This window comes from Paenibacillus thiaminolyticus, from assembly GCF_007066085.1.
GTDB classification, from domain to species: domain Bacteria; phylum Bacillota; class Bacilli; order Paenibacillales; family Paenibacillaceae; genus Paenibacillus_B; species Paenibacillus_B thiaminolyticus.
On record NZ_CP041405.1, the window covers coordinates 6,293,549 to 6,318,065 of the forward strand.

Annotated in this window: 23 protein-coding genes; all 23 read left to right on the top strand. The window is 53.9% G+C overall.

What is annotated here, in order from left to right; all coding sequences use genetic code 11:
- Positions 1 to 69: 69 nt before the first annotated feature.
- Complete coding sequence (gene dpsA / locus FLT43_RS27690; protein WP_087441390.1) at positions 70 to 972, top strand: dipicolinate synthase subunit DpsA; 903 nt, start codon at positions 70 to 72, stop codon at positions 970 to 972.
- A complete protein-coding gene (locus FLT43_RS27695) occupies positions 969 to 1,553 on the top strand; it encodes a dipicolinate synthase subunit B (RefSeq protein ID WP_087441389.1) in 585 nt (194 codons plus the stop codon). Before dpsA ends, FLT43_RS27695 begins: the two co-directional genes overlap by 4 nt.
- A 97-nt stretch (positions 1,554 to 1,650) precedes the next feature.
- On the top strand, positions 1,651 to 2,691 hold the full coding sequence (locus FLT43_RS27700; protein ID WP_087441388.1) for an aspartate-semialdehyde dehydrogenase: 1,041 nt from the start codon (positions 1,651 to 1,653) through the stop codon (positions 2,689 to 2,691).
- 75 nt (positions 2,692 to 2,766) lie between these two features.
- Complete coding sequence (gene dapG / locus FLT43_RS27705; protein ID WP_087441387.1) at positions 2,767 to 3,984, top strand: aspartate kinase; 1,218 nt, start codon at positions 2,767 to 2,769, stop codon at positions 3,982 to 3,984.
- A 53-nt stretch (positions 3,985 to 4,037) separates the two neighbouring features.
- The gene (gene dapA / locus FLT43_RS27710; protein ID WP_087441386.1) at positions 4,038 to 4,910 is read left to right on the top strand and encodes a 4-hydroxy-tetrahydrodipicolinate synthase; all 873 of its coding nucleotides are present in this window, start codon (positions 4,038 to 4,040) and stop codon (positions 4,908 to 4,910) included.
- Between the two features lie 222 nt (positions 4,911 to 5,132).
- Positions 5,133 to 6,809, top strand: a complete 1,677-nt coding sequence (locus tag FLT43_RS27715; protein ID WP_087441385.1) for a ribonuclease J — start codon at positions 5,133 to 5,135, stop codon at positions 6,807 to 6,809.
- 185 nt (positions 6,810 to 6,994) lie between these two features.
- Complete coding sequence (locus tag FLT43_RS27720) at positions 6,995 to 7,819, top strand: ClpP family protease (RefSeq protein ID WP_087441384.1); 825 nt, start codon at positions 6,995 to 6,997, stop codon at positions 7,817 to 7,819.
- Positions 7,819 to 8,028: a YlzJ-like family protein gene (locus FLT43_RS27725; RefSeq protein WP_087441383.1), complete on the top strand. Its 210-nt coding sequence runs from the start codon at positions 7,819 to 7,821 to the stop codon at positions 8,026 to 8,028. Before FLT43_RS27720 ends, FLT43_RS27725 begins: the two co-directional genes overlap by 1 nt.
- A 180-nt stretch (positions 8,029 to 8,208) precedes the next feature.
- Complete coding sequence (locus FLT43_RS27730) at positions 8,209 to 10,806, top strand: FtsK/SpoIIIE family DNA translocase (RefSeq protein WP_087441382.1); 2,598 nt, start codon at positions 8,209 to 8,211, stop codon at positions 10,804 to 10,806.
- A gap of 214 nt (positions 10,807 to 11,020) precedes the next feature.
- Positions 11,021 to 11,755, top strand: coding sequence for a spore cortex-lytic enzyme (gene sleB, locus FLT43_RS27735; protein WP_164776107.1), 735 nt, complete (start codon positions 11,021 to 11,023; stop codon positions 11,753 to 11,755).
- Positions 11,756 to 12,024: 269 nt separating this feature from the next.
- Entirely contained in the window at positions 12,025 to 13,308 is a 1,284-nt protein-coding gene (gene yfmF / locus FLT43_RS27740) for an EF-P 5-aminopentanol modification-associated protein YfmF (RefSeq protein ID WP_087441379.1), read from the top strand.
- 3 nt (positions 13,309 to 13,311) lie between these two features.
- On the top strand, positions 13,312 to 14,595 hold the full coding sequence (yfmH, locus tag FLT43_RS27745; protein ID WP_087441378.1) for an EF-P 5-aminopentanol modification-associated protein YfmH: 1,284 nt from the start codon (positions 13,312 to 13,314) through the stop codon (positions 14,593 to 14,595).
- 116 nt (positions 14,596 to 14,711) lie between these two features.
- Positions 14,712 to 15,458, top strand: a complete 747-nt coding sequence (gene ymfI, locus FLT43_RS27750; RefSeq protein ID WP_087441377.1) for an elongation factor P 5-aminopentanone reductase — start codon at positions 14,712 to 14,714, stop codon at positions 15,456 to 15,458.
- Between the two features lie 100 nt (positions 15,459 to 15,558).
- On the top strand, positions 15,559 to 15,813 hold the full coding sequence (locus FLT43_RS27755; RefSeq protein WP_087441376.1) for a DUF3243 domain-containing protein: 255 nt from the start codon (positions 15,559 to 15,561) through the stop codon (positions 15,811 to 15,813).
- 237 nt (positions 15,814 to 16,050) lie between these two features.
- On the top strand, positions 16,051 to 16,815 hold the full coding sequence (locus tag FLT43_RS27760) for a DUF3388 domain-containing protein (protein WP_087441375.1): 765 nt from the start codon (positions 16,051 to 16,053) through the stop codon (positions 16,813 to 16,815).
- Between the two features lie 48 nt (positions 16,816 to 16,863).
- Complete coding sequence (locus FLT43_RS27765) at positions 16,864 to 17,775, top strand: helix-turn-helix domain-containing protein (RefSeq protein WP_087441374.1); 912 nt, start codon at positions 16,864 to 16,866, stop codon at positions 17,773 to 17,775.
- Positions 17,776 to 17,912: 137 nt separating this feature from the next.
- On the top strand, positions 17,913 to 18,077 hold the full coding sequence (locus FLT43_RS27770; RefSeq protein WP_006678365.1) for a hypothetical protein: 165 nt from the start codon (positions 17,913 to 17,915) through the stop codon (positions 18,075 to 18,077).
- Positions 18,078 to 18,190: 113 nt separating this feature from the next.
- The gene (locus FLT43_RS27775; RefSeq protein ID WP_087441373.1) at positions 18,191 to 18,679 is read left to right on the top strand and encodes a YajQ family cyclic di-GMP-binding protein; all 489 of its coding nucleotides are present in this window, start codon (positions 18,191 to 18,193) and stop codon (positions 18,677 to 18,679) included.
- A gap of 313 nt (positions 18,680 to 18,992) precedes the next feature.
- A complete protein-coding gene (rimO, locus tag FLT43_RS27780) occupies positions 18,993 to 20,321 on the top strand; it encodes a 30S ribosomal protein S12 methylthiotransferase RimO (RefSeq protein ID WP_087441372.1) in 1,329 nt (442 codons plus the stop codon).
- Entirely contained in the window at positions 20,318 to 20,896 is a 579-nt protein-coding gene (gene pgsA / locus FLT43_RS27785) for a CDP-diacylglycerol--glycerol-3-phosphate 3-phosphatidyltransferase (protein WP_087441371.1), read from the top strand. Before rimO ends, pgsA begins: the two co-directional genes overlap by 4 nt.
- Positions 20,897 to 21,023: 127 nt before the next feature.
- The gene (locus tag FLT43_RS27790; protein WP_087441370.1) at positions 21,024 to 22,280 is read left to right on the top strand and encodes a competence/damage-inducible protein A; all 1,257 of its coding nucleotides are present in this window, start codon (positions 21,024 to 21,026) and stop codon (positions 22,278 to 22,280) included.
- Between the two features lie 244 nt (positions 22,281 to 22,524).
- Positions 22,525 to 23,583, top strand: a complete 1,059-nt coding sequence (gene recA, locus FLT43_RS27795; RefSeq protein WP_087441369.1) for a recombinase RecA — start codon at positions 22,525 to 22,527, stop codon at positions 23,581 to 23,583.
- Between the two features lie 157 nt (positions 23,584 to 23,740).
- A complete protein-coding gene (locus FLT43_RS27800) occupies positions 23,741 to 24,403 on the top strand; it encodes a regulatory protein RecX (protein ID WP_087441368.1) in 663 nt (220 codons plus the stop codon).
- Positions 24,404 to 24,517 lie beyond the last annotated feature (114 nt).

Here is a 24,517-nt window from a genome sequence, read left to right on the forward strand (position 1 = left end):
GGTGCACCTTTTGTGGGCTCGCGAATAAGATGTTCTATACACTGCGGGGATAAGGAGTGAACGGCAAGCATGTTAACCGGAGTTCAAGTGGTGTTCATCGGCGGCGACGCCCGGCAGCTTGAGATCATTCAGAAGCTATCCGAGCTGGACGCCACCGTTATTCTAGCGGGCTATGAACAGCTCCAAAATCCGTTCCACGGCGTTCAGCGCCAGCCGTTGACACCGGAGTTGCTGAAAAAGGCGGACGCGGTCGTCCTGCCGGCGGTAGGGACGGATGACAAAGGCAAGGTTCATGCCATATTCACGTCGGAAGAGCTGATTCTGTCGGAAGAGCATGTGGCCGCCTTGCCGGAGCATGCCGTACTGTTTACCGGAATGGCGAAGCCATATTTAAGCGAGCTGTGCACGAAATACCGGCTGAAGCTGTTCGAGCTGTTCGACAGGGATGACGTGGCGATATATAATTCGATACCGACCGCCGAGGGCGCCCTCATGATGGCGATTCAGCATACGGACATTACGCTGCATGGTTCCGAGTCGGTCGTGCTCGGCATGGGACGGACCGGATTTACGATGGCGCGGACGCTGCTTGGCGTCGGAGCACGGGTGCGGATTGGGGTAAGGCGGAACGAGCACTTCGCCAGAGCGACGGAGATGGGCTTCAGCCCTTTCTATGTCAGCGATCTGGCGCGCGAAGTGTCGAACATCGACTTGCTTTTTAATACGATTCCGACTATGATAGTCACAGCGCAGGTCATTGCCCAAATACCCCATCGCGCGGTCATTATCGACCTGGCCTCGATGCCCGGAGGCGTCGACTTCCGGTTCGCCGAGAAGCGCGGAATCAAGGCGATGCTGGCCCCGGGATTGCCGGGGATCGTCGCTCCGAAGACCGCGGGACGCATCTTAGCTCAGAGCATCTCACAGCTGCTCCAGGAGTCCATGATGGAACGGGGGGGAATCGGGCAATGAATTACAAGGGAATCACGGTAGGTTATGCGCTGACGGGATCTCACTGCACGTTCGAGGAAGTGATGCCCCAGATTCAGCGGTTCGTCGATGGGGGAGCAAGGGTCATTCCAATCGCTTCGAATACGGTCATGACGACGGACACACGGTTCGGAACATCGCAAGGGTGGCAAATGCAGTTGAAAGAAATAACGGGGAATGATATTATTTCTACAATTGTGGAGGCGGAGCCGCTTGGCCCGTCCAAGCTGCTGGACGTTATGGTTATCGCTCCTTGCACGGGCAATACGACGAGCAAGCTGGCGAACGCGATGACAGACAGCCCGGTCCTGATGGCCGCCAAGGCGCAGATGCGCAATCAACGTCCGCTCGTGCTGGCTATCTCCACGAATGACGGCCTTGGATTGAATGCGGCCAATATCGCCAAGCTGTTAGTGGCGAAGAACATATACTTCGTTCCATTCGGGCAGGACAATCCGGTTCAGAAGCCGAATTCGCTGGTCGCCCGCATGGATCTCGTGCCCGAGACCTGTATTGCGGCGCTGGAGGGCAGACAGCTTCAGCCGCTGCTGGTGGAACGTTAACCAATGAACATAACTTAGTGGATCATCTGCCGAGGGACGCTACCTTGCATCCCTCGACAGATTGATATAGACGATGGCCAGAGGGGAGAAACGACATATGACGAATCAGAAGCGGTACAATGTTGCAGTAGTCGGCGCAACTGGCGCCGTAGGGGAACAGATTATCAAATTGCTGGAACAACGTCAATTTCCCATTGAGACGCTGACATTGCTGTCATCCGCGCGTTCTGCCGGAACGAAGATTGTATTTAATGGTCAGGAGATTACGGTGCAGGAAGCGAAGCCGGAGAGCTTCAAGGGGATAGATATTGCCTTGTTCAGCGCAGGCGGCGACGTGTCGAAGGCGCTTGCTCCGGAAGCGATCAAGCGGGGAACGGTATGCATTGACAACACGAACGCTTACCGCATGGATCCGAATACGCCGCTCGTCGTTCCTGAAGTGAATATAGATAAAGTGGCAGAGAATCAGGGTCTCATTGCCAATCCGAATTGCTCCACGATCCAGATGGTTGTCGCGTTGAAGCCGCTCTATGATCGGTATGGCATCTCCAAAGTCATCGTCTCGACTTATCAAGCGGTATCCGGAGCGGGAAGCCGCGCGATTGACGAGTTGGAACGCCAGACGAAGGAAGCGCTGGAGGGACGGGACGTGAATCCGGATATTCTTCCGGTGGGCTCCTTGCCGGTGAAGCACCAGATTGCCTTTAATGCGATCCCGCAAATCGATAAATTCCAAGATAACGGCTTTACACTCGAAGAAATGAAAATGATTCGGGAAACGAAGAAAATTATGGGGGATGAAGATTTACAGGTTACGGCGACATGCGTGCGCATCCCTGTCGTATATGGTCATTCCGAGTCCGTATATGTCGAATTGAAGGAAGACTTCCAGCTTGATGAAGTCAAAGATCTGCTGGCCAACGCCCCGGGCATTACTTTAGTAGATGATCCGGAAGCTCAACAGTACCCGCTGGCGACCGAATGCGCCGGGAAGCCGGACGTATTTATCGGACGGCTGCGCAGGGACTTGAACGAACCGCGCGCTCTTAATATGTGGATTGTATCCGATAACTTAATGAAAGGCGCTGCATGGAACGCGGTTCAAATTGCTGAACATATTGCGTCGGAGCGGCCATAACGGCAGGCCGCTCCTGCCTTTTTTGTCTATCGGCACGTTATCTGGCAGTCAGTCTTAGTAGTTGGAGGAAACGCTATGCGTATATTAGTACAGAAATTCGGTGGCACTTCTTTGTCTACTGCCGAAGCAAGAGAAAAAGTAGTTCAACATATACGGCGGGAGCTTGATCGAGGCTACCGCCTTGCGGTCGTCGTCTCAGCGATGGGCCGGCGGGGAGAACCCTATGCAACGGATACCCTGCTTGATTGGATGCAGGAGAACGGCAGCGCTCTGCCTCCGCGGGAAAAGGATTTATTACTGTGCTGCGGTGAAATCATCTCGGCAACGACCTTATGCGGCCTGCTCCGCCGCTATGACATCTCGGCGACGGTGATGACGGGGGCTCAGGCCGGATTCCGGACGGATCACCAGTTCGGCAATGCCCGCATATTGGACGTATGTCCCGAACGGGTCATCGAAGGCTGGAACCATGCCGATGTCGTTATCGTTACTGGCTTCCAGGGCCAGACCGATGAAGGCGATATCACGACCCTTGGCCGGGGAGGAAGCGACACGTCCGCTACGGCGCTGGGTGCGGCGCTGCATGCGGAAATTGTCGATATATATACCGATGTGAACGGCATATTGACCGCAGATCCGCGCTTGGTGGAAGATGCGAAGCCGTTATCGGTCGTAAGCTACACAGAGATGTGCAATCTGGCCCATCACGGGGCGAAAGTCATTCACCCGCGGGCCGTCGAGATTGCGATGCAGGCTCAGGTGCCTGTTCGAGTTCGCTCCACCTTCAGCGAAGAAGAGGGAACGCTCGTCACTCATCCGGAAGGCTTCCATGCGGTGGAAACGGCTTTCGTCGATCGGTTCGTGACAGGGATTGCGTACGTGAGCAACGTAACGCAAATCTCGGTGGAAGCCGAAGCGGGCATCTATGATTTGCAGCTCAAAGTCTTCAAGGCGATGGCGCAAAATCATATTAGTGTAGACTTTATTAATGTTACCCCGTCGGGCGCCGTTTATACGGTGTTCGATACCGATGCTCCTAGAGCGCGGGAGGTGCTGGAGGAGATGGGCTTCGCGCCCAAATTCCTGTCCGGCTGCGCCAAAGTGTCAGTCATCGGCGGCGGCATCAACGGTGTGCCGGGAATTATGGCAACGATAGTAGAAGCATTGACGGAGCAGGAGATACAGATACTGCAATCCGCCGATTCGAATACGACGATATGGGTTCTCGTACGGAAGGAAGATATGGTTCGGGCGCTGCGGGCGCTGCATTCCAAGTTCCATCTGGAGCGGTAATACAGGATGCCTTTCAGGCATTGATCTGAAGTTGCAAGAGGAGGAGTCTAACAGTGGAGTTCGGAAGATTGATAACCGCGATGGTGACCCCGTTCGATGCCAACGAACGGATTCATTGGCCTGAAGTGGAACGTCTGATTCATGATTTGATTGAGGTGCAGCGTAACGACAGTCTCGTCATATGCGGAACGACGGGCGAATCCCCGACCTTGACCGATGAGGAGAAGGTGGAGTTGTTCAAGTTCGCGGTGGAAAAAGCTGCCGGGAGGGCTCGGATCATTGCCGGTACAGGCAGCAACAACACGGCCCACTCGATTCATATGACGAAGCTGGCCGAGGAAGCCGGCGTCGACGGCGTTCTATTGGTCGCGCCTTACTATAACAGACCGAATCAGGAAGGGCTGTACCGTCATTTCAAGGCGATTGCCGAATCGACGAAGCTGCCGGTCATCCTGTATAACGTTCCGGGACGTACCGCTGTAAGCCTGTCTGTCGAGACTACGCTTCGCTTGGCGGAGATACCGAATATCGTCGCGACCAAGGAATGCGCTTCACTGGAGCAGATGACCCTGATCGTCGATGGCGCACCTGAAGGGTTCTACGTCTACAGCGGCGACGACACACTCACACTGCCTCTCTTGGCCATGGGGGGCCACGGCATCATTAGCGTAGCGAGCCATCTAGTCGGCGCGGAGATGAAGATGATGATCGAAGCGTATCTGAACGGGAATAACGAGGAGGCGGCCCGATTGCATCGTCGTCTGTATCCGGTCTTCAAGGGACTGTTCCATTGTCCGAATCCGGTCGCCGTGAAGTATGCGCTTCAGCTACGGGGGTATCATACCGGAGGTGTCCGTCTCCCGCTGGTAGAGCCATCCGAGAGCGAAGCAGGATTTATTCGCGAGCTGGTTACATCGCTTGATTGAGTTTCATTGTAACGAAATGAATGAACGGTTTGAAGAGCCGATGCCTTGCGGGGCATCGGTTTTTGTTTTTGGGAGACAATAGGGCTGGATAATCGCTGACTTGTGTTTTTCACTTTTGTTCATGTATAATGAGAATCAAGTGACTGGGTGCGGTATAATTTTGAAATGAAAGATGTTCATTGGTTGACGGCCAACTGAATATAGTAGGAGGTTAAGATCCACTTGTCGAAGAAAAACACCGCTGATAAATTATCTATCTTCGCATTGGGCGGCGTGGGCGAAATCGGGAAAAATATGTACGTCGTCCAATACGGAAACGATATCGTCGTCATCGATGCAGGGTTGAAGTTCCCGGAAGAAGATATGCTCGGAATTGATATTGTCATTCCGGATATTTCATATTTGACCGATAATCGTGACAAAGTAAGAGGAATCCTCATTACGCACGGACACGAAGATCACATCGGTGGTCTTCCTTATGTACTGAGGCATTTGAATGTGCCAGTGTACGGCACTCGTTTGACGCTGGGCTTGATTGAGAGCAAGCTGCGCGAAGCCAATCTGCTGGGCGAGACGAAGCGCGTGCTGATTACGGCAGATTCCGAAGTGCAGCTCGGGTCGATCCGGGCGTCGTTCTTCAAGACGAACCACTCGATACCGGATTCGGTGGGGGTATGTCTGGAGACACCGGAAGGCAATGTCGTCCATACGGGCGATTTCAAGTTCGATCATACGCCGGTTAACGAGCAATATGCCGATCTGCAGCGCATGGCTGAAATCGGCAGCAAGGGCGTGCTTGCCCTGTTGTCTGACAGCACGAATGCAGAGCGTCCAGGCTATACGCCTTCCGAGAGCAGCGTCGGTATTGTGCTGGAGGAAATTTTCCGCAGCGCTCAACAGCGCGTCGTCGTGGCGACGTTCGCTTCCAACATTCACCGGATACAGCAGGTGATTGAGGCAGCCCATGCGACGAACCGGAAGCTAACCGTGGTAGGGCGCAGCATGGTCAATGTCGTGACCATCGCTTCGGAACTCGGATATTTATATATTCCGGACGGTATGCTGATTGAACCGGATGAAGTGAACAAGATGGCGGCTGACCGGGTAGTCATTCTGTCAACCGGCTCCCAGGGCGAGCCGATGTCAGCTCTGACGCGGATGGCGCGTTCCACGCACCGCAAGGTTGATATTTTGCCAGGAGACACGGTTGTCATTGCTGCTACTCCAATTCCGGGCAATGAGAAGTATGTCGGACGAACTATCGATGAGTTATCCCGCTTAGGTGCGCATGTCATCTATAGCGGCATGAGAGCCGGGGTTCACGTATCCGGTCACGGCAGCCAGGAAGAGCTCAAGCTGATGCTCAACCTGATGCGGCCTAAATATTTCATTCCGATTCACGGCGAGTACCGGATGCTAAGACACCACGCTCAGCTTGCGGAGTCGGTCGGAATTGAGCCAGAAAATATTTTCATTACGGACATCGGAGATACCGTCGAGATTCAGAATGGCGCTGCCCGGCGCGGATCGAAGGTGCAATCGGGCTATGTTCTCATTGACGGGCTCGGTGTTGGCGATGTCGGCAATATCGTATTGCGCGATCGCAAATTGTTGTCTCAAGACGGCATTCTGGTCGTCGTTGTCACTTTGAGCAAGCAGGATGGAACGATCCTGTCCGGTCCGGATATCATTTCCCGCGGATTCGTCTATGTCCGTGAATCGGAAGGTCTTCTGGACGAGGCCAATCGCATCGTCACTTCGACGCTGCATAAGCTGATGAACGAGAATGTGAATGAGTGGGCTTCGCTCAAGACCAATGTGAAGGATGCGCTGGGCCGGTTCCTGTATGAGCAGACCCGCCGCCGTCCGATGATACTGCCTATAATTATGGAAGTATAATAAGTATGGGACGAGAATCCCAGTCACCAGTTATTCTCGTTCCGGCTTATTTCAAGGAAAGCTGGCACCCCTGTTTCGGCGGGGGCTGTCAGCTTTTTTGCATGTCCGTGAGAGGATAGGCATAACGCCGGAATGAGTTGCGCAACCTATGACGGCACCCACTAGACCAAATGGAGGGAATACAGATGCCTGATCCGAACATACATCTATATCAGCCGTCGCTTCATCAGAACGAGACGCCGCCTGACGGAACCAACCCATCCGGGGCAAATACCCCGCCCCCTGTCGAGAATATCCAGCAGTTGGGGACCGCTTCCACTCCGTCGCCGGGAGAATCGAATATTTACTGCCTGAATATTATCGGGCAGATTGAAGGACATATCGTGCTGCCGCCTCAAAATAAAACGACGAAATATGAGCATGTCATTCCGCAGTTGGTCGCCGCGGAGCAGAATGCCAAAATCGAAGGCGTTCTGATTATATTGAATACGGTGGGAGGAGACGTGGAAGCGGGGTTGGCGATTGCGGAAATGATCGCATCGATGTCGAAGCCGACCGTCACGCTCGTCTTGGGCGGAGGACATAGCATCGGCGTCCCGATCGCCGTCGCTTCCCAGATGAGTCTGATCGCGGAGACCGCCACGATGACGATTCATCCGATTCGGTTGACCGGGCTTGTCATCGGCGTGCCGCAGACGTTTGAATATTTGGATAAAATGCAGGAGCGAGTCGTAAGGTTCGTAACCTCTCATTCCCGCGTATCCGAGCATAAATTCAAGGAACTGATGTTCACGACGGGAGAACTGACCCGGGATATCGGAACGACGGTCATCGGGCACGATGCGGTACGTTACGGTCTTATCGATGAAGTGGGGGGAGTCGGAGCGGCTCTCCGTCATCTCAATCGTCTGATTGACGAGCGCAAACTCAATAATAAGACGGCGCCTGGCAACGGAGCGACGATGCAACCACCGGTTCAGCCGCCGCCATACGAGGGGGGCCAAGTCTGATGCTCCATTCGATCATTCCAATGGAAGAAATATGGAGAGGCTATGAGAAAGAGCCGCGCTTCTTCGAGATGAAGCGGAACGGGCGGACACTGCTCGTCCAAGCGGTCGATGGCAGAACGGTCCGGATCGAACGGTTGCTGAAGGAGCAAGATATTCAAGATTTCCTAGAACCCGAGTATATGCCGGGCACGATGATTTCTCTCGGATGAGACGGGATCGGGGATACGGAAGATAACAAGCACGCTTCGTGATCGGAGCGTGCTTGTGCCTGTTCTGAAGAGATATTCGCTAAACCAATGGAAGCAGATTCTTTCCTATGCTGCCTCTCTTAATCCCGATAGGAAGAACGGTTGTTCTGTGATATAATGGATCGATGGAGGTGAGCGCATTTGGCACGGAGGAAGAAAAAAAAGGCGTCCTTCAGCAAGAGTCTGAAATATGAAATCTACGGTATTTTGATGATAACCTGTTCTGTCATTGCCCTTGCAGGCGGTGCGGCATTCGGCCGCTCCTTGTCCAAGATCGCGGGCATGCTGTTGGGGAAATGGTACTTTATTATACCGCTTGTGTTCATATATATCGGACTTGCCGTCATGATCAAGCGCCAGTGGCCTTCCGGCTGGAATCCGCGGAAGACGGGATTGCTCTGCATCATGCTGGCTATGACGATGATAAGCACGGTCAACACGGTGGAGCAGCGGATACTACCCGGCGCGGAGGAGGTTCGTGCGGGCATTATTTTTCAAGACATACATAACGCATTGAAGGTTGAATTGCTGCAGTCTCCGGACACGGGCTCAGCGGGTACGATGCTCCAAAAGGATATCAGTGGCGGATATATCGGGGCGGCGCTGTATTGCGTCCTGTTCGTGCTGTTCGGCAGTCTGGGCACCAAGCTCCTTACGATCGTGCTGCTGTTCATCGGCTTCATGCTGGCGACTCAGCTGTCCTATGTCGAATTGGTACGCTTAATACGGACCCAGATTAAAAAATGGGCCGCCATTGTCAACAAGAAGCGCAAAGCGCGGCTCAATGAACGCAAAGTGGCGGAGCGCAAAACCCGAACTGCCGCCAAGGCGAAGCGTTCGCGTGAGCGAATTCCCGATCCGGTGGAAGAAGAGGAAGAGGATGAGGACGGTCCTCCGCGCCGGAAAAAGGTTCCTGTCTTCGTTCAATTGTTCGGCGGCAAGCGCCGGAGCGATATGGAGGACGAAGAATATGCGGAAGATCCGGCCGTATTTACGGCTGGCGCTCCGACCGCGATTCCGCTGCAGCAGGAGACGGAAGAACGGTCCGCTGCCGTTGACGGAGCGGAGGAAGCAGCACCGTTGTTCCGCGATTTCACCGCTCAGCAGACATCCGATGCGGCCGGCTGGGAGGACGAGGCTGATGAAGATGGCATTCATGAGACCGAGCCTGTCACTCCGCAGGGCGGCGTTCAGGCGGGCGGAGAGGAGGGGGCTGCCACCGATTCTGAATCGGCGGATGCCGGCCACGGAGCATTGCATGGGGATGAATCGGATTCGGCCGAAGCACCGCCTGTGCCGGTCAAGAAGCCGCCGAAGCCATACCGGCTTCCTTCCTTCTCGCTGCTTGCCAAGCAGCAGAGCGCAGGCAAGGGTGGCGAGCATTCTGACTTCATGCAGACGGCACGCAAGCTGGAAGCGACGCTGGAGAGCTTCGGGGTGCGCGCCAAAGTACTGGAAGTGGTGCGGGGACCAGCGGTTACACGCTACGAGATTCAGCCGGATATCGGGGTCAAGGTAAGCCGGATCGTCAGCTTGTCCGACGATATCGCCCTTGCCCTGGCGGCTAAGGATATCCGTATGGAAGCACCGATTCCGGGGAAATCGGCCATCGGCATCGAAGTGCCGAATAATGAAGTGTCGGTCGTAACGATGCGGGAAGTGATGGAGACGCCAACCTTTACCGAAGCGCCTTCCCGCTTGTCCATCGCCTTCGGCCGTGATATTTCCGGGATGCCGATCGTCGGCAATCTCGCCCGGATGCCCCATTTGCTCGTCGCGGGCGCAACCGGCTCAGGGAAGTCGGTCTGCATTAACGGCATTATTACGAGCATTTTGTACAAAGCGAAGCCGGATGAAGTCAAATTCCTCATGGTCGACCCGAAGATGGTCGAGCTGAATGTGTATAACGGCATCCCGCACTTGCTTGCTCCGGTGGTCACCGATCCGAAGCGGGCGTCGCTTGCCCTTAAAAAAATCGTTGTCGAGATGGAAAAGCGCTATGAGCTGTTCTCCAAATCCGGTACGCGCAATATTGAAGGCTACAACAAGCTGATGGCCGAGCAGCCGGATATGCTGCTGCCGTACATCGTCGTCATCGTGGACGAGCTGGCCGATCTGATGATGGTCGCCGCCAACGATGTAGAGGATGCGATCTGCCGACTCGCCCAGATGGCGCGGGCCGCCGGGATCCATCTCATCATCGCGACCCAGCGGCCATCGGTCGATGTCATCACCGGGCTTATCAAGGCGAACATTCCTTCCCGGATTGCCTTCGGCGTGTCATCGCAGGTCGATTCGCGAACGATTCTCGATTCGGCCGGCGCGGAGAAGCTGCTCGGACGGGGAGATATGCTCTTCTTGCCGGTAGGCGCTTCGAAGCCGGTTCGGGTCCAGGGCGCCTTCCTGTCCGATCAGGAGGTAGAGGCGATCGTCACGTATGTGAGCAGCCAGGGAGAAGCGGAGTACAATGAAGAGCTTGTTCCCGAGCTGGATGAGAATGGGTCGGCTTCGGACGAGCCGGTCGATGAATTGTATGACCAGGCGCTCCGGATTGTGCTGGAAGCTCAGCAAGCATCGGCCTCGCTGCTGCAGCGGCGGATGCGCATTGGTTATAATCGCGCAAGCCGGTTGATCGATTATATGCATATGCAGGGAATTATCGGGCCGCATGAAGGAAGCCGCCCGCGCGAAGTGCTCATGACGCTGGAGCAATTTGAACAGAGCAAGCTGTCCTCTTAAGACGGATGGCAACCGATAAGCATTGATGAAAAGACGCTGCGGCGTCTTTTTTTTGCAGTCAGCGGAAATCGAATAGAAGGCCTTGCCTCAACAGATGGGATACTGGTCACTCGCGGCACCGAAGAAGTGGCAAGGTGAATAGAAAATGCTTGGGTTTCTCATAATAAAGTTGCCAATCCTGTCAAATTCACAAGAGAGAGGTAGACGTTAGGCCATGAGAAAACACATGATTTGGATTACGATGTGTATGGTATTCGTCCTGTTCGGCGCTTACCAGTACAAGCATATGACGGAAAACGCGCCCACCTTCAGCGGCGCGGCGCTAACGTACGGTTTTCAGGGAAAAGACGTCACGGAGCTGCAGGGCCGCCTTAAATTCCTCGGCTTCTATTACGGCAATGTTGACGGCATCTTCGGCAGTAAGACCATGGATTCGGTGAAATGGTTCCAATCGGAGTTCGGAATAACGGTGGACGGCATTGTCGGACCGAAAACGAGAGACAAGCTCGTCAAGGCGACGAAGAATTGGAAGCCGGAGACGGCCCCGAGCGGAGGCAAGCCAAGCAATGTTAGCGGCTCCAATGCGATGGGATTGTCAGCGAACGATCTGAAGATAATGGCCAATGCGGTCTTCGGTGAAGCCCGGGGCGAGCCGTATGAAGGCCAGGTGGCGGTAGCCGCGGTTATTTTGAATCGGGTCAAATCCCCTAGCTTCCCGAATACCGTATCCGGCGTCATCTTCCAACCGGGAGCCTTCACCGCCGTAGCCGACGGACAGATCTGGCTTGAGCCGAATGAGCGGGCGCGTCAGGCGGTGCAGGATGCTATCAACGGCTGGGATCCTTCCGGAGGGTGCTTGTACTACTTCAATCCGGTGACCGCGACTTCCAAATGGATCTGGACACGGCCGCAGGTGAAGACGATTGGAAAACATATCTTCTGTATGTAATCCATGACGAAGAAGCAATGGTCTAGTGGGCCGATTGCTTCTTTTGTTCAAATATAGCAAGTACGGGATCCCATCTATACTTGGCTTGTTGTTCACCCAGAAACGCTTTCCGTCCTCGGAGGGGACGAAGGCGTTTCTGCTTGTCTCGCCGCTGGCGGCCATTTATTTTGGGACATGCTCATGCAAAACAGGTATACATCGGGAACGTATCGAATATAACATGCATGACATCAGCCGTGCATCGTACACGGAAGAAAAGGGGTAAGTACATGGAGAAGCAACCGACGTTCGAACGAGGAACGGTCAATGGGATTCGCCTTCACGTCATGCCGACGAAGCGGTTCAAGACCTATGCGATCGCCGTCTACATGGGCGCTCCGCTGCAGGAAGACACCGTGACTCCACTGGCGCTGACACCATTCGTGCTGCGGCGGGGGACGGAAGCGTTCCCGGAGACGATCCGGTTCCGCGAGAGACTGGATGAACTGTATGGAGCCGGGTTCGGCTTCGATATTTATAAGCGTGGCGATTATCAAATTGTGCAGTTCCGAATGGATGTCATTAACGACGATTTTGTGCAATCTGCCGATTCCTTGCTGGAGAAGGCTTTCGAATTTTTGGGAGGATGTATCACGGCACCGGTGACCCAAGAAGGCGTCTTTCGTTCTAAATATGTGAAGGAAGAAAAAGAAACGCTGATGCAGCGGATTGAAGCGATCGTGAATGACAAAATCCGTTATGCCGCGGAGCGCTGCATCGAAGAAATGTGCAAGGAGGAGCCGTACCGTCTTCATGCGCTTGGCAGCCGCCGCGAACTGGAGGGGATCGATGCCGCTTCGCTGTACCGCAACTATCGGCAATGGCTGGAGCACTCGGCTATCGATGTGTATGTGATCGGCGATACGAGTCTGAAGGAGGTCGAACGGCTCGTAAAGGAATCATTCCGGCTCAACCGCTCGGGCGAGACGCCTTATGCCCGTTCGATCCCGGTGCCGCGCACGGGAGAACCGAATACGGTCGTCGAGCGGCTGGAAGTAACTCAGGGCAAGCTCAATTTTGGTCTCCGTTCCACGATAACCTACGCCGACGACGCCTATCCCGCAGCTCTGCTGTTCAACGGCGTGCTTGGCGGATACCCGCATTCGAAGCTGTTTATTCATGTCAGGGAAAAGAACAGTCTCGCTTACTATGCATCGTCGCGGCTGGATGGCCATAAAGGGATTTGCGCCATTCAATCGGGCATTGAATTCCAGAATTACGAAAAAGCAAAGCAGATCATTTTGGAGCAGATCGAAGCGATGAAGGCAGGACGCATCGATGCGAAGGAGCTGCAGCAGACGAAGGCAATGATTGCCAATCAGCTGCGGGAGATCGGGGATTCGGCCTTTGAAATGATCGGGTTCGATTTCAACCGCGTGCTCTCCGGCAAGGAGCGAACGACATCGCAATTGATCGCCGCCACAGAGCAGATGGAGGCGTCAGCCATCCAAGCCGCCGCCGAGACGTTTCATGTCGACACGATTTATTTCTTGCGCAACCGGGAGGAGGTATAAGGCATGGAACAACGCCGCTATTCCCAACTACAGGAAACGCTCTATTACGAGCGAATGGACAATGGGCTGGATGTCTACGTGCTGCCGAAGCCCGGCTTCCAGAAAACGTACGCGTCCTTTTCCACCAAGTACGGCTCGATTGACAATCACTTCCGGGTAGAAGGGCAGGATGCCGTCAAGGTCCCCGACGGGATTGCTCATTTCCTGGAGCATAAAATGTTCGAAGAGCCGGAAGGCGACATCTTCGCCACCTTCGCGGAGCAGGGAGCTTCGGCGAATGCGTTCACGACATTCGATCGAACCGTCTATTTATTCTCTTCCACCAGCAATATCGAGAAAAATGTGGAAACGCTTGTCGATTTTGTGCAGCGTCCTTATTTTACGGATGAAAATGTGGAGAAGGAAAAGGGAATTATCGCCCAGGAAATCAATATGTACCGCGATAATCCAACCTGGCGCGTCTACTTCGGGCTCATCGAAGCGATGTATCAGGTCCATCCCGTTCATATCGATATCGCCGGCACGGTAGAATCGATCGGCACGATTACGAAGGATACGCTGTATACATGCTACCATACGTTCTACCACCCGACTAATATGCTGCTCTTTATCGTCGGGGGCGTCGATCCGGAGCGAATGATGGCCTTAATCCGCGAGAACCAGGCCCGCAAATCATTCGAGCCGCAGGGCAAAATCGAACGTATCTTTGACAGCGAACCCGAGACGGTGCGCGAAGCCCGCAAAGTATCGAAGCTGCCGGTCTCGCTGCCGCGCTGCTACTTCGGATGCAAGGAGCCTAAGCCGGGTCTGAACGGTCGTGCCCTGCTGGAATATGAAGTCGCGACACGGATCATGATGGATCTGCTGCTCGGCTCCAGCTCGGCCTTGAACCAGATATTATACGAGGAAGGGCTGACGACGGATTCGTTCGGGAGCGAGTTCAACTGCAGCCCGGATTACGCCTTCTCGATAATGGGAGGAGAGACGAAGGATCCGGATCGTCTGGTGGAGCGGGTACAGGAGCTGGTGGACGATACGAAGAAAACGGGATTTGAGCCGGCTTCCTTCGAGCGTATCCGCAGCAAAGCGATCGGCGCCTACTTGCGAATGCTGAATTCGCCAGAGACCATTGCGAATGAATTCACGAAGTTTAAGTTCCGGGATGCGGATTTATTTGATATACTTTCCGTATATGAATCGCTGACACTGGAACAGATTCACCAACGGCTGCAGGATCATTTCGATTGGAACCGTCTGGCGATCTCGATCGTCGAGAAGCCGGATTGATGCATGAATACACTTCGAAAGGCGTTGCTCTTCGAAGGTGAAAGAGGAAGGCGTGCCTGGCAGGCGCGCCTTCTGTTCTGATTGCCGGTCGGCGGGAACAAAGGAGTGCATGACAGATGAAAGCATTGGCAGACACCTCGGTACTCGTTACCGGAGCAAGCCGCGGCATAGGCGCCGCGATTGCGCACAGGTTCGCCTCCGTCGGAATGAAGGTTATCATCCATTACTTGAACTCGCATGAAGCCGCCAACGAAGTCGCGAGAACCTGTCTTGCATACGGCGGAGAGGCCATTACGATTCGCGCCGATCTTCGTTCGGCCGAACAGATCGACCGCATGAAATCTAAGCTGGACGAGTTGGGCTTTACGCCCGACATTTTGGTGAACAATGCGGGAACCGCCTATTACGGTCTGTTCACCGATGTGACGGAGGAGGAATGGGACGATTGCATGAACATCAATCTGAAGGGAATGTTCCTCAGCACCCAGCGCTTCGCTCCGCATATGATCTCGCAAAAGTACGGCCGCATTATTAACGTCTCCTCGGTATGGGGAATTACGGGCGCTTCGTGTGAAGTGATGTATTCAACGGCCAAAGGAGGCGTCAATGCCTTCACGAAATCATTGGCCAAGGAGCTGGCTCCGTCCGGCGTCACCGTGAATGCGGTCGCTCCAGGGGCTGTGGATACCGATATGATGAAGCATTTGGATACGTCGGAACGGAGCGCTCTGGAGGAAGATATTCCTGCAGGCCGATTAGGGACGCCGGACGAAATTGCCTCGCTGGTCTATTTCCTGGCATTGCCGGAATCCAGTTACATTACCGGACAAGTCATCAGCCCGAACGGGGGCTGGCAGACGTAACCCCTCTGCAGCCAGCTTGCTCCATGCATAATTCATGCTCTGGAGGACCATATTACGACTGTTGACGCATTATTTTAATTAGCCACAAGGAGGCGTTCTCATGTCATCTGTAATGAAAAATTTCGACACGTGGAAAAAGTTTCTCGGCGAGCGCGTCAAGCAGGCGAAAGGACTGGGAATGACCGAAGAGACCATCTCTAACCTAGCCTATGAAATCGGTTCGTTCCTGGAGGAGAAGGTCGACCCTCAAAACCAGGAAAACCGGGCGCTGAAGGAATTGTGGGAAGTCGGCACCGAGCAGGACCGTAAGGTGCTGGCGAGCTTGATGGTCAAATTGGCGGAACGCCATAGTTAAAAAGCACTGATGGATAAAGGAAGGAAGTTCTGTGAAGAGCTTTCTTTCTTTTCATCTCAAAAAAATATGATCGGGAACACATGTCATATAAGCTGACAATCTGCTATAATGGATATGTCCGCCAAGCGGTAATTTGTGACCGCTTTTTCTTATTTGTTCGGTGAAGCCAGGTGGAATTTGCGTGCCGAGTATTGTAGAATGAAAACGGCGGAACTGTAACCGCGGACGAGGTGCGTCATGGAGTACAAACAGTGGTATATGGAATATAAAATACATAAAAACCGCCCGGGATTGCTCGGAGATATCGCGTCTTTGCTCGGCATGCTGGAGGTCAACATTTTGACAATTAACGGGGTCGAGGATAAGACCAGAGGCATGCTTCTTCAGACCGATGACGACGAGAAAATCGAAGTGATGGGCAAGATGTTGAGAAAGGTAGACAACATCACGGTGTCTGCGCTCCGGCAGCCTCGGCTGGTAGATATTTTGGCCGTGCGCCATGGCCGCTATATCGAGCGGGATTCGGACGATCGGAAGACGTTCCGCTTTACCCGGGACGAACTTGGCTTGCTCGTTGACTTCCTTGGCGAAATATTCAAGCGCGACGGCCATCAGGTGATCGGCGTGCGCGGCATGCCGCGGGTCGGCAAGACGGAGTCCATCATTGCCGGAAGCGTCTGCTCCATGAAGCGCTGGTCCTTCGTCTCTTCGACGCTTCTGCGCCAGACGGTGCGGAGCCAGATGTCCGAGGACGAGATGAATGTCAACAATATCTTCATTATAGATGGCATCGTGAGCACTATTCGGTCCAATGAACGCCATGCGGCCTTGCTGCAGGAAATACTCGGTATGCCGTCGACGAAGGTCATTGAGCATCCGGATATATTTGTGAAGGAAACCCGTTACGATTATGATTTCTTTGATTATATCATTGAACTGCGGAATAGCCCCGATGAAGAGATTACATATGAATCTTTTACGGCGAATTATTATGATTTTTAAATAGGAAGAAAGCACCAACCGGAGAGATTTTGTGCAGGAGGTGAAAATGTGTCGGAATTGGGGCAGTTGTTGAAAAAGGCCAGGCTTGAGAAGGGCCTCACGCTGGATGACGTTCAAGAAGCGACCAAAATCCGCAAACGTTATCTGGAAGCGATAGAAGAGGGGGATTACAAAGTGCTGCCGGGCTCGTTCTACGTACGCGCATTCATTAAGACGTACGCAGAGACGGTGGGCTTGAATCCGGATGAGCTCCTGCAATTTTATCGCAATGATATTCCCGCTCCGGAAGTGGAGACGACGGTAGAGCCAATGATTCGGAAGAAGCGCCGTGCGATTCATTCGGACAAGTTCGGGCGTTGGGCAACGACGATACTGATGTGGTCGTTTTTGGCCTTGATCATTGTGATTGTTTATTTTTATGTGGTGAACAATAAGACACCGGACAATCAGACATCTGACAATTCGGGTATTATAAGCGACACCACGGGGGAGAAGACACCGGGCGCCGGCGCGCAGACTCCACCCCCGGGCAGCGGCAATGGGACCAAGGAGCCGGAAACGACGGTGCCGCCGGTTGAACCGGAGAAGGAACCTATCGTTGCCCGCACATCCGCGAACGGATATGAATATGCCGTCGCCTCGCCGGAAGGCGGCAAGGTAGAAGCCGAGATTGCCGCTTCAGGAAGAAGCTGGATCTCGGTGCGGGAAGGCAGCGGCCAAGGCAAGGTATTGTTCGAGGACACCGTTGATGCGGATTTCAAGCAGACTTTCGAAATCCCTGAAGCGGGATTGTATTTCCGATCCGGGAGAACGGATAATACGTCCATTACCGTGATGGGCCACACGCTGGATGACGGTAATTCCGCCAATAACCCTGCCAACGTCATCGTCAAGGTGGTCTCCTATGAAGAAGCGGAGAAGCTGGCGGCAGAGGGCGGCGGCGCTTCCGGAGGCCAATAAATAGCGACAGGTTTGAACAGAAGCCCATTCCAAGAGAGGGACGATCGGACTGCATGCTCTATCGCATAATCGCACCTGAACGGGAGAGAATAATGTTGCGGTGTACGTTGAATCTCTCCGGAAGTGAGGTGTCGAACATGGCAGTAAGTTGGATCGTCACAGGCTTGGGCGTCATCGTTAGCTTGTTGGGCTATTACTTGACTCCGAGCGCATGGGGTTACGGAATTTTGGGATTTGGGCTGGCACATATTGTGCTTGGCGTACTGGATATGTTCCGCGCGCCTTCACGCAGCCGTTACTAAATGCCGTTAGCGGCACAGGCATTCCTTCATGCTGAGCAGCGGAGGAGTGCCTTTGTGCTGTACATATTGAAGAAGAGGTTGTTCATGCACTTTATGGAAAGGGAGAGATGAACATGGCCGAGTACTCATTTGATATTGTATCGAAGATGGATATGCAGGAACTGAATAATGCCGTTCAGCAAGCGATGAAGGAGATCGGGGGGCGGTATGATTTCAAAGGAAGCAAAAGCGATATTTCGCTCGACAAAAATGAGATGGTCGTCCTGTCCGATGACGAATATAAACTGAAGAGCGTGCTCGATATTTTGCAATCGAAAATGATCAAACGGGGCTTGTCTCCTAAAAACATGCAATATGGAAAACTCGAGCCGGCATCGGGCGGTACGGTTCGTCAACGTATCCAGCTGAAGCAAGGCATCGAGCAAGATATTGCCAAAAAAATCAACATCTTGATTCGGGACTCCAAGCTAAAGGTCAAAAGTCAAATTCAAGGCGATCAGCTTCGGGTCACCGGAAAAAACAAAGACGATCTGCAGGCCGTTATGAATCTGCTGAGAGAGGCCGATATTCCATTGGATTTGCAGTTTACGAATTACCGTTAGCCCAAAAAAGGCCGGTTTTAGCTTCGTGATCAAAATCGGACCTTGGTAAAGCCCATCATCCCTGTCTGTAGGAGAGAGATGCTGGGCTTCTCCTGTTTTTTTGACGAGGAATGAACCGTGTATTATACTGATGAGATAGAAAAGGCGTTTAAATATCGTTACTTATTGCTAGAATAAATATAGATGGATAGGTTATGAGGGCAGGTACATCTATAGTCGTTCTTGAACCGTTACACGCATTCATTGCTTATTTTAAGAGCCTTTTTATACGGCCTTTATTATTGCTGCTGCAGATAGGTTGGGGGATGTATACATGACAGAACAAATCAAAATCGTAACGCTGGGCTGCGACAAAAACTTGGTGGATTCCGAGATTATGTCCGGAATTATGGATCAGTACGGGCATGAATTGGTAGAACACGCGGAGGATGCAACCGTCATTATTGTCAATACTTGCGGGTTCATCGATGCAGCGAAGGAAGAATCGGTCAATACGATTTTGGAACTGGCAGACTTGAAGGAGACCGCCCGCTTGAAGGCGCTCATCGTCTCCGGATGTCTGACGCAGCGATACAAGGAACAATTGTTGGAGGAAATGCCGGAGATCGACGGCATCGTCGGCACGGGGGACTTCCACAAAATTAACGATATCGTCGCCGAAGCGCTCCAAGGCAGGAAGCCGGTCCGCGTTGGCAACCCGGTGTTCAACTATGAACAGATCTTGCCGCGCAAAGTTGCGACGCCGCGCTACACCGCTTATGTCAAAATTGCGGAGGGCTGCGATAACAATTGCACCTTCTGCAGCATTCCGATTATGCGGGGCAAATTCCGCAGCCGCTCGATGGAATCGATTCTGGCCGAGGTGAAGCAGCTTGCGGAGCAAGGCGTCAAGGAGATCAGCTTGATCGCTCAGGACTCTACCAATTATGGCGTCGATCTGTATGATGGCTTCAAGCTGCCGGAGCTAATGAACAAAGTCAGCGAAGTGTCCGGCGTTGAGTGGGTTCGTCTTCATTATGCGTATCCGGGATTTTTCACGGAAGAGCTAATCGACATGCTCGCCTCGAATCCGAAGATCTGTAAATATGTCGATATGCCGCTGCAGCATAGCGAAGACACGATTCTCAAGCGGATGCGCCGGCCGGGCCGCCAGCGCGATTCCCGCGAGCTGGTTCGCAAAATCCGGGCGCAGATTCCGGAAGTGGCCCTCCGCACCTCGATTATCGTTGGTTTTCCGGGCGAGACGGATGAAGATTTCGAAAATTTGGCTTCCTTCGTGCGTGAGATGAAGTTCGATCGTCTCGGCGTCTTCACTTATTCGCCGGAAGAAGACACGGCGGCGACGCGGCTCCCGGATCATGTGCCGGACGAAGTGAAGGAATGGCGCGCGAATACACTGATGGAGATTCAGCGCGAAGTATCGAAGAACGTGAACGAGCGTCATATCGGCCGCACCCTGGATGTGCTGGTTGAGCGTTATGACGGCCGCAACGACGTATATATCGGACGTTCGCAGTATGATGCGCCGGAGATTGACGGTGAAGTGTTCATCTCGAACTGCAAATTAAGCATCGGGGAGATCGCCAAAGTCAAAATCACGCACGCACTCGAATTTGATTTGGCCGGGGAGGGTGTCTTGTGAATCTGGCGAACAAGATCACGTTAACTCGAATATTTCTTGTGCCGATCATGATGTTCTTCTTGCTGGTAAACTTTGATTATTTGCCGCCGATTCAGATAGAAGACTTCTATATTACGTACAACCAGATTATCGCGGCCCTTATCTTCATTATCGCGGCCAGCACCGATGGCGTGGACGGGTATATCGCCCGCAAGCGCAAAATGGTGACGAACCTGGGCAAGCTGCTTGATCCGCTGGCAGACAAGTTGCTGGTGGCCGCCGTGCTCATCTCGCTGGTCGAGATGGGCAAATGCGACGCATTGATCGCCATCGTCATCATTAGCCGCGAGTTCGCCGTCACGGGGCTTCGTCAGGTAGCTCTGCTGGAAGGAACGGTCATGGCCGCGAGCAAGTGGGGAAAATGGAAGACAGCCACCCAAATTACCGCGATCGTCGCGATGCTGCTGAACAACTTTCCGTTTGTGCTGGTGGGCATTCCGTTCGACCTGATCTCTACCTGGATCGCTGCCATTATTACGATCTATTCAGGTATTGATTATTTTGTCAAAAATAAAAGTGTGCTTCATTTCTCGTAGCCTGTCTGCAGGACAATAGGCGCTTTTTCCCGTCTGGATCAGTGTGGAAAAAGGCCTATTTTTTCTTGGATGGAGTACGGTATGATTCCAAATGCACTTATGCTGAACAGAAAAGGGATGATGTAGGATGAACACGGAAATCATTGCTGTAGGCACGGAGTTGTTGCTCGGCGAAATCGTAAACACAAATGCGCAGTTTATTTCGCAGCAATTGGCGCTGCTTGGCATTGATGTTTATTTTCAGACGGTTGTCGGAGATAATCCGCACCGGCTTCGCCATGTGCTGGAGACAGCGAGGACCCGCTCGCGGCTCATTATTTTGACAGGCGGCCTCGGGCCGACCATGGATGATATTACGAAGGATATCGTGGCCGAGTTGCTGGGACGAGGGACCTTCCTGGACGAAGCTGCAGTGGCGAAGATGGAGCACATGTTCTCCCGCCGGGGAACGCCGATGGTGGAGAGCAACAAGCGCCAGGCGATGGTTATCGAGGGCGCGACGATTTTGCCGAACGAGACGGGACTTGCGCTCGGCAACGCGCTGCTGGCCGACGGCACCGGCTTCATCCTGCTGCCGGGACCGCCGCGCGAGATGAAACCGATGTTCGAGCAGGAAGTCATCCCATGGCTGCATGGCAGCGGACTGGTGGATGAATCGGTGCTGCATACGCGGAAGCTCAAGTTCGCGGGAATCGGCGAGTCAAAGCTGGAGGATATGCTACGCGACCTGATTGAGGCGCAGGAGCATACGACGATCGCCACCTATGCGAAGGAAGGCGAAGTGCTGGTCCGTCTCGCGACGAAGACGGCGGATGAACGGCAAGCGGAGCAGCGCCTGGCTGAGACGGAGTCGGCAATTATGAGCCGTATCGGAGAGCATCTGTTCACGGCGGAGGATATCTCCTTGCCGGAGGCGCTGCTTCAACTGATGAGCGAACGGAAGCTTACGCTGTCGGCCGCCGAGAGCTGCACCGGCGGATTATTCGCCGAGATGATTACGTCCGTGCCGGGAAGCTCGGATGTGTTCCAGGGAGGCGCCGTCACGTACTCGAATGAGATGAAGGAGCGAATCCTTGGCGTCCCGCACGAGCTTCTTGAAGGAGAGCAAGCGCCTGGAGCCGTCAGCGCCGAGGCGGCGAAGGCGATGGCCGAAGGAATGCAGGACATCGCGGATACTGACTTCTCGATCGCGATTACGGGTGTCGCGGGACCAGGCCATTCCGAACGGAAGCCGGTCGGCCTCGTCTATATCGCCGTCGCCGAGAAGGGGAGAGATACACAGGTCGAGGAGCTTCGCTTGGCAGGAGACCGTTCGACGATTCGGCTGAGAACCGTGAATGCGGTCATGTACCGGCTGTGGACCCGTGTGCGGCAGCATGGATAAGCTTGACTGCTTTGGCTGAAGCCGCTACAATTGAGTTGACGGAAGAACCGTGGCAAGCGCTAGTCGCTTTTGCTGCGGTTTTTTTGCGTATAGAGAGGAGGAGGGCACTGAATATTGTTCCTTTTATGGAATTTTAAGATAAATACTGCTGCGAAAAAACGAATGTATGTTCGAAAAAAAGCTTGGCAAACGGATTGAAAGACGGTATGATAGAAGTATCAAATGGAACAAAGGAAGTGAGTATGTGTCAGATCGCCGCGCTGCACTAGAAATGGCATTGCGCCAAATCGAGAAACAATTCGGTAAAGGTTCGATCATGAAACTTGGCGAGTCCAACCATATGCAGGTTGAGATTGTGCCGAGCGGATCGTTGGCACTTGATATAGCTCTTGGAATCGGCGGATTGCCAAGAGGACGGATTATTGAAGTATATGGACCGGAATCTTCCGGTAAGACGACGGTTGCGCTTCACGCGATTGCTGAAGCGCAGAAGGTTGGCGGACAAGCTGCGTTCATCGATGCGGAGCACGCGCTCGATCCTGCATACGCGAGCAAGCTTGGCGTCAACATCGACGAGCTGCTTCTGTCCCAGCCGGATACAGGGGAGCAGGCGCTCGAGATTGCCGAGGCGCTCGTGCGCAGCGGCGCGGTAGACATTATCGTTATCGACTCCGTCGCGGCTCTCGTGCCGAAGGCGGAGATTGAAGGCGAGATGGGAGATTCCCACGTCGGTCTGCAAGCCCGGCTCATGTCCCAGGCGCTTCGCAAATTGTCCGGGGCGATCAGCAAGTCCAAGACGATCGCGATCTTCATTAACCAGTTGCGCGAGAAGGTCGGCGTCATGTTCGGCAACCCGGAGACGACGCCAGGCGGCCGCGCATTGAAGTTCTACTCGACGATCCGGCTGGATGTCCGGCGGGTCGAGACGATCAAGCAGGGCAACGACATGATCGGGAACCGGACACGCATCAAGGTCGTGAAGAACAAGGTCGCGCCTCCATTCAAGCAGGCAGACATCGATATTATGTACGGCGAAGGGATTTCCCGGGAAGGAAGCATCGTAGATATCGGCACGGAGATGGATATTATCCAGAAGAGCGGGGCCTGGTATTCGTACGAAGGCGAGCGTCTGGGTCAAGGCCGTGAGAATGCGAAGCAATTCCTGAAGGAGAATGGGGAGCTGGCTCTGACGATCGAGAACAAGGTTCGTGAAGCAAGCAATTTGTCGACGGTGGTCCGGAACCATTCCGAGCATGATGCTGAAGAGGCTGAGGACGCTCTTGAGCTGAAGCTGGAATCGTAAGTCTGTTTCTGGAACAAGCGCCTTCCTGTGGGGGCGCTTGTTTTGTCATGTCAATGGACATAGGCTGAGGGGGAACGCGAATTCATGCGCGGATACGGCGAAGGCAACGACGAATGGCTTCGTCAGACGATGGCGCGCAAACAGGAGGAGCAGACGGATGAGCAAGGAGGAACGCATCGTTACGATCATGCGGGTGGAGCAGGATCGAACCCAGCGGGGACGCTATGTCTTGCATTTCGACAGCGGCGAGTCGCTCAACGTGCATGAGGATGTCATGATCAAGTACCGCCTTCTAAAAGGAGCGGACATCGCTATCGATGCGATTGACGATATATTGCGGGCCGATGAGGGGAACAAGGCCTACGTGCAGGCGCTGCGCCATCTGCAGCGCAAGCCGAGAACGAGGATGGAGATGATCCGCCATCTGAGTCAGAAAGGCTATGAAGAAGGGATTGTGCGGGAGGCCGTCTCGCGTCTGGAAGACGAGCACCTGGTGGACGATCGGGCGTACGCCGAGCAGTGGGCCTACGAACGGACGGCGATGCATGCGAAGGGACGCCGCTTCATTGAGCAGGAGCTGAAGCAGAAGGGTGTGCAGGAGCATCATATTGCTGCCGCCCTAACCTCCATCGACCCGGAGGAGGAGCGGGACGGGGCGCAGCGCGCTGCCGCTAAGAAATGGCGTCAGTCGCAGGGCGAGCCGCATATGCGGAAGCAAAAAGTGATTGCCTTCTTGCTCCGGCGCGGCTATCCGATGGACCTGGCCCGCCGCGCTGCCGAGGAGGCGGCGCAGGAAGCCGATGCGGAGGAAGACGTCTAGGCCGAGCCTAGGGTCAAAGAAATCGCACTTCGCCGTCATTTGCTTGACAATATCTTTTCATGAATAATAAAATGAACATGTATCTTTATTATCGCGAAATCAGTTTCCACTTCC

Excerpts from the sequence above, each read along its gene's own strand:
- rimO (WP_087441372.1), top strand. The coding sequence starts at position 18,993 with ATGACAGAACAAATCAAAATCGTAACGCTGGGCTGCGACAAAAACTTG.
- ymfI (WP_087441377.1), top strand. The coding sequence starts at position 14,712 with ATGAAAGCATTGGCAGACACCTCGGTACTCGTTACCGGAGCAAGCCGC.
- dapG (WP_087441387.1), top strand. The coding sequence starts at position 2,767 with ATGCGTATATTAGTACAGAAATTCGGTGGCACTTCTTTGTCTACTGCC.
- yfmH (WP_087441378.1), top strand. The coding sequence starts at position 13,312 with ATGGAACAACGCCGCTATTCCCAACTACAGGAAACGCTCTATTACGAG.
- yfmF (WP_087441379.1), top strand. The coding sequence starts at position 12,025 with ATGGAGAAGCAACCGACGTTCGAACGAGGAACGGTCAATGGGATTCGC.
- FLT43_RS27695 (WP_087441389.1), top strand. The coding sequence starts at position 969 with ATGAATTACAAGGGAATCACGGTAGGTTATGCGCTGACGGGATCTCAC.
- sleB (WP_164776107.1), top strand. The coding sequence starts at position 11,021 with ATGAGAAAACACATGATTTGGATTACGATGTGTATGGTATTCGTCCTG.
- FLT43_RS27800 (WP_087441368.1), top strand. The coding sequence starts at position 23,741 with ATGAGCAAGGAGGAACGCATCGTTACGATCATGCGGGTGGAGCAGGAT.
- FLT43_RS27790 (WP_087441370.1), top strand. The coding sequence starts at position 21,024 with ATGAACACGGAAATCATTGCTGTAGGCACGGAGTTGTTGCTCGGCGAA.
- dpsA (WP_087441390.1), top strand. The coding sequence starts at position 70 with ATGTTAACCGGAGTTCAAGTGGTGTTCATCGGCGGCGACGCCCGGCAG.
- FLT43_RS27700 (WP_087441388.1), top strand. The coding sequence starts at position 1,651 with ATGACGAATCAGAAGCGGTACAATGTTGCAGTAGTCGGCGCAACTGGC.
- FLT43_RS27725 (WP_087441383.1), top strand. The coding sequence starts at position 7,819 with ATGCTCCATTCGATCATTCCAATGGAAGAAATATGGAGAGGCTATGAG.
- FLT43_RS27775 (WP_087441373.1), top strand. The coding sequence starts at position 18,191 with ATGGCCGAGTACTCATTTGATATTGTATCGAAGATGGATATGCAGGAA.
- FLT43_RS27770 (WP_006678365.1), top strand. The coding sequence starts at position 17,913 with ATGGCAGTAAGTTGGATCGTCACAGGCTTGGGCGTCATCGTTAGCTTG.
- FLT43_RS27760 (WP_087441375.1), top strand. The coding sequence starts at position 16,051 with ATGGAGTACAAACAGTGGTATATGGAATATAAAATACATAAAAACCGC.
- FLT43_RS27720 (WP_087441384.1), top strand. The coding sequence starts at position 6,995 with ATGCCTGATCCGAACATACATCTATATCAGCCGTCGCTTCATCAGAAC.
- FLT43_RS27755 (WP_087441376.1), top strand. The coding sequence starts at position 15,559 with ATGTCATCTGTAATGAAAAATTTCGACACGTGGAAAAAGTTTCTCGGC.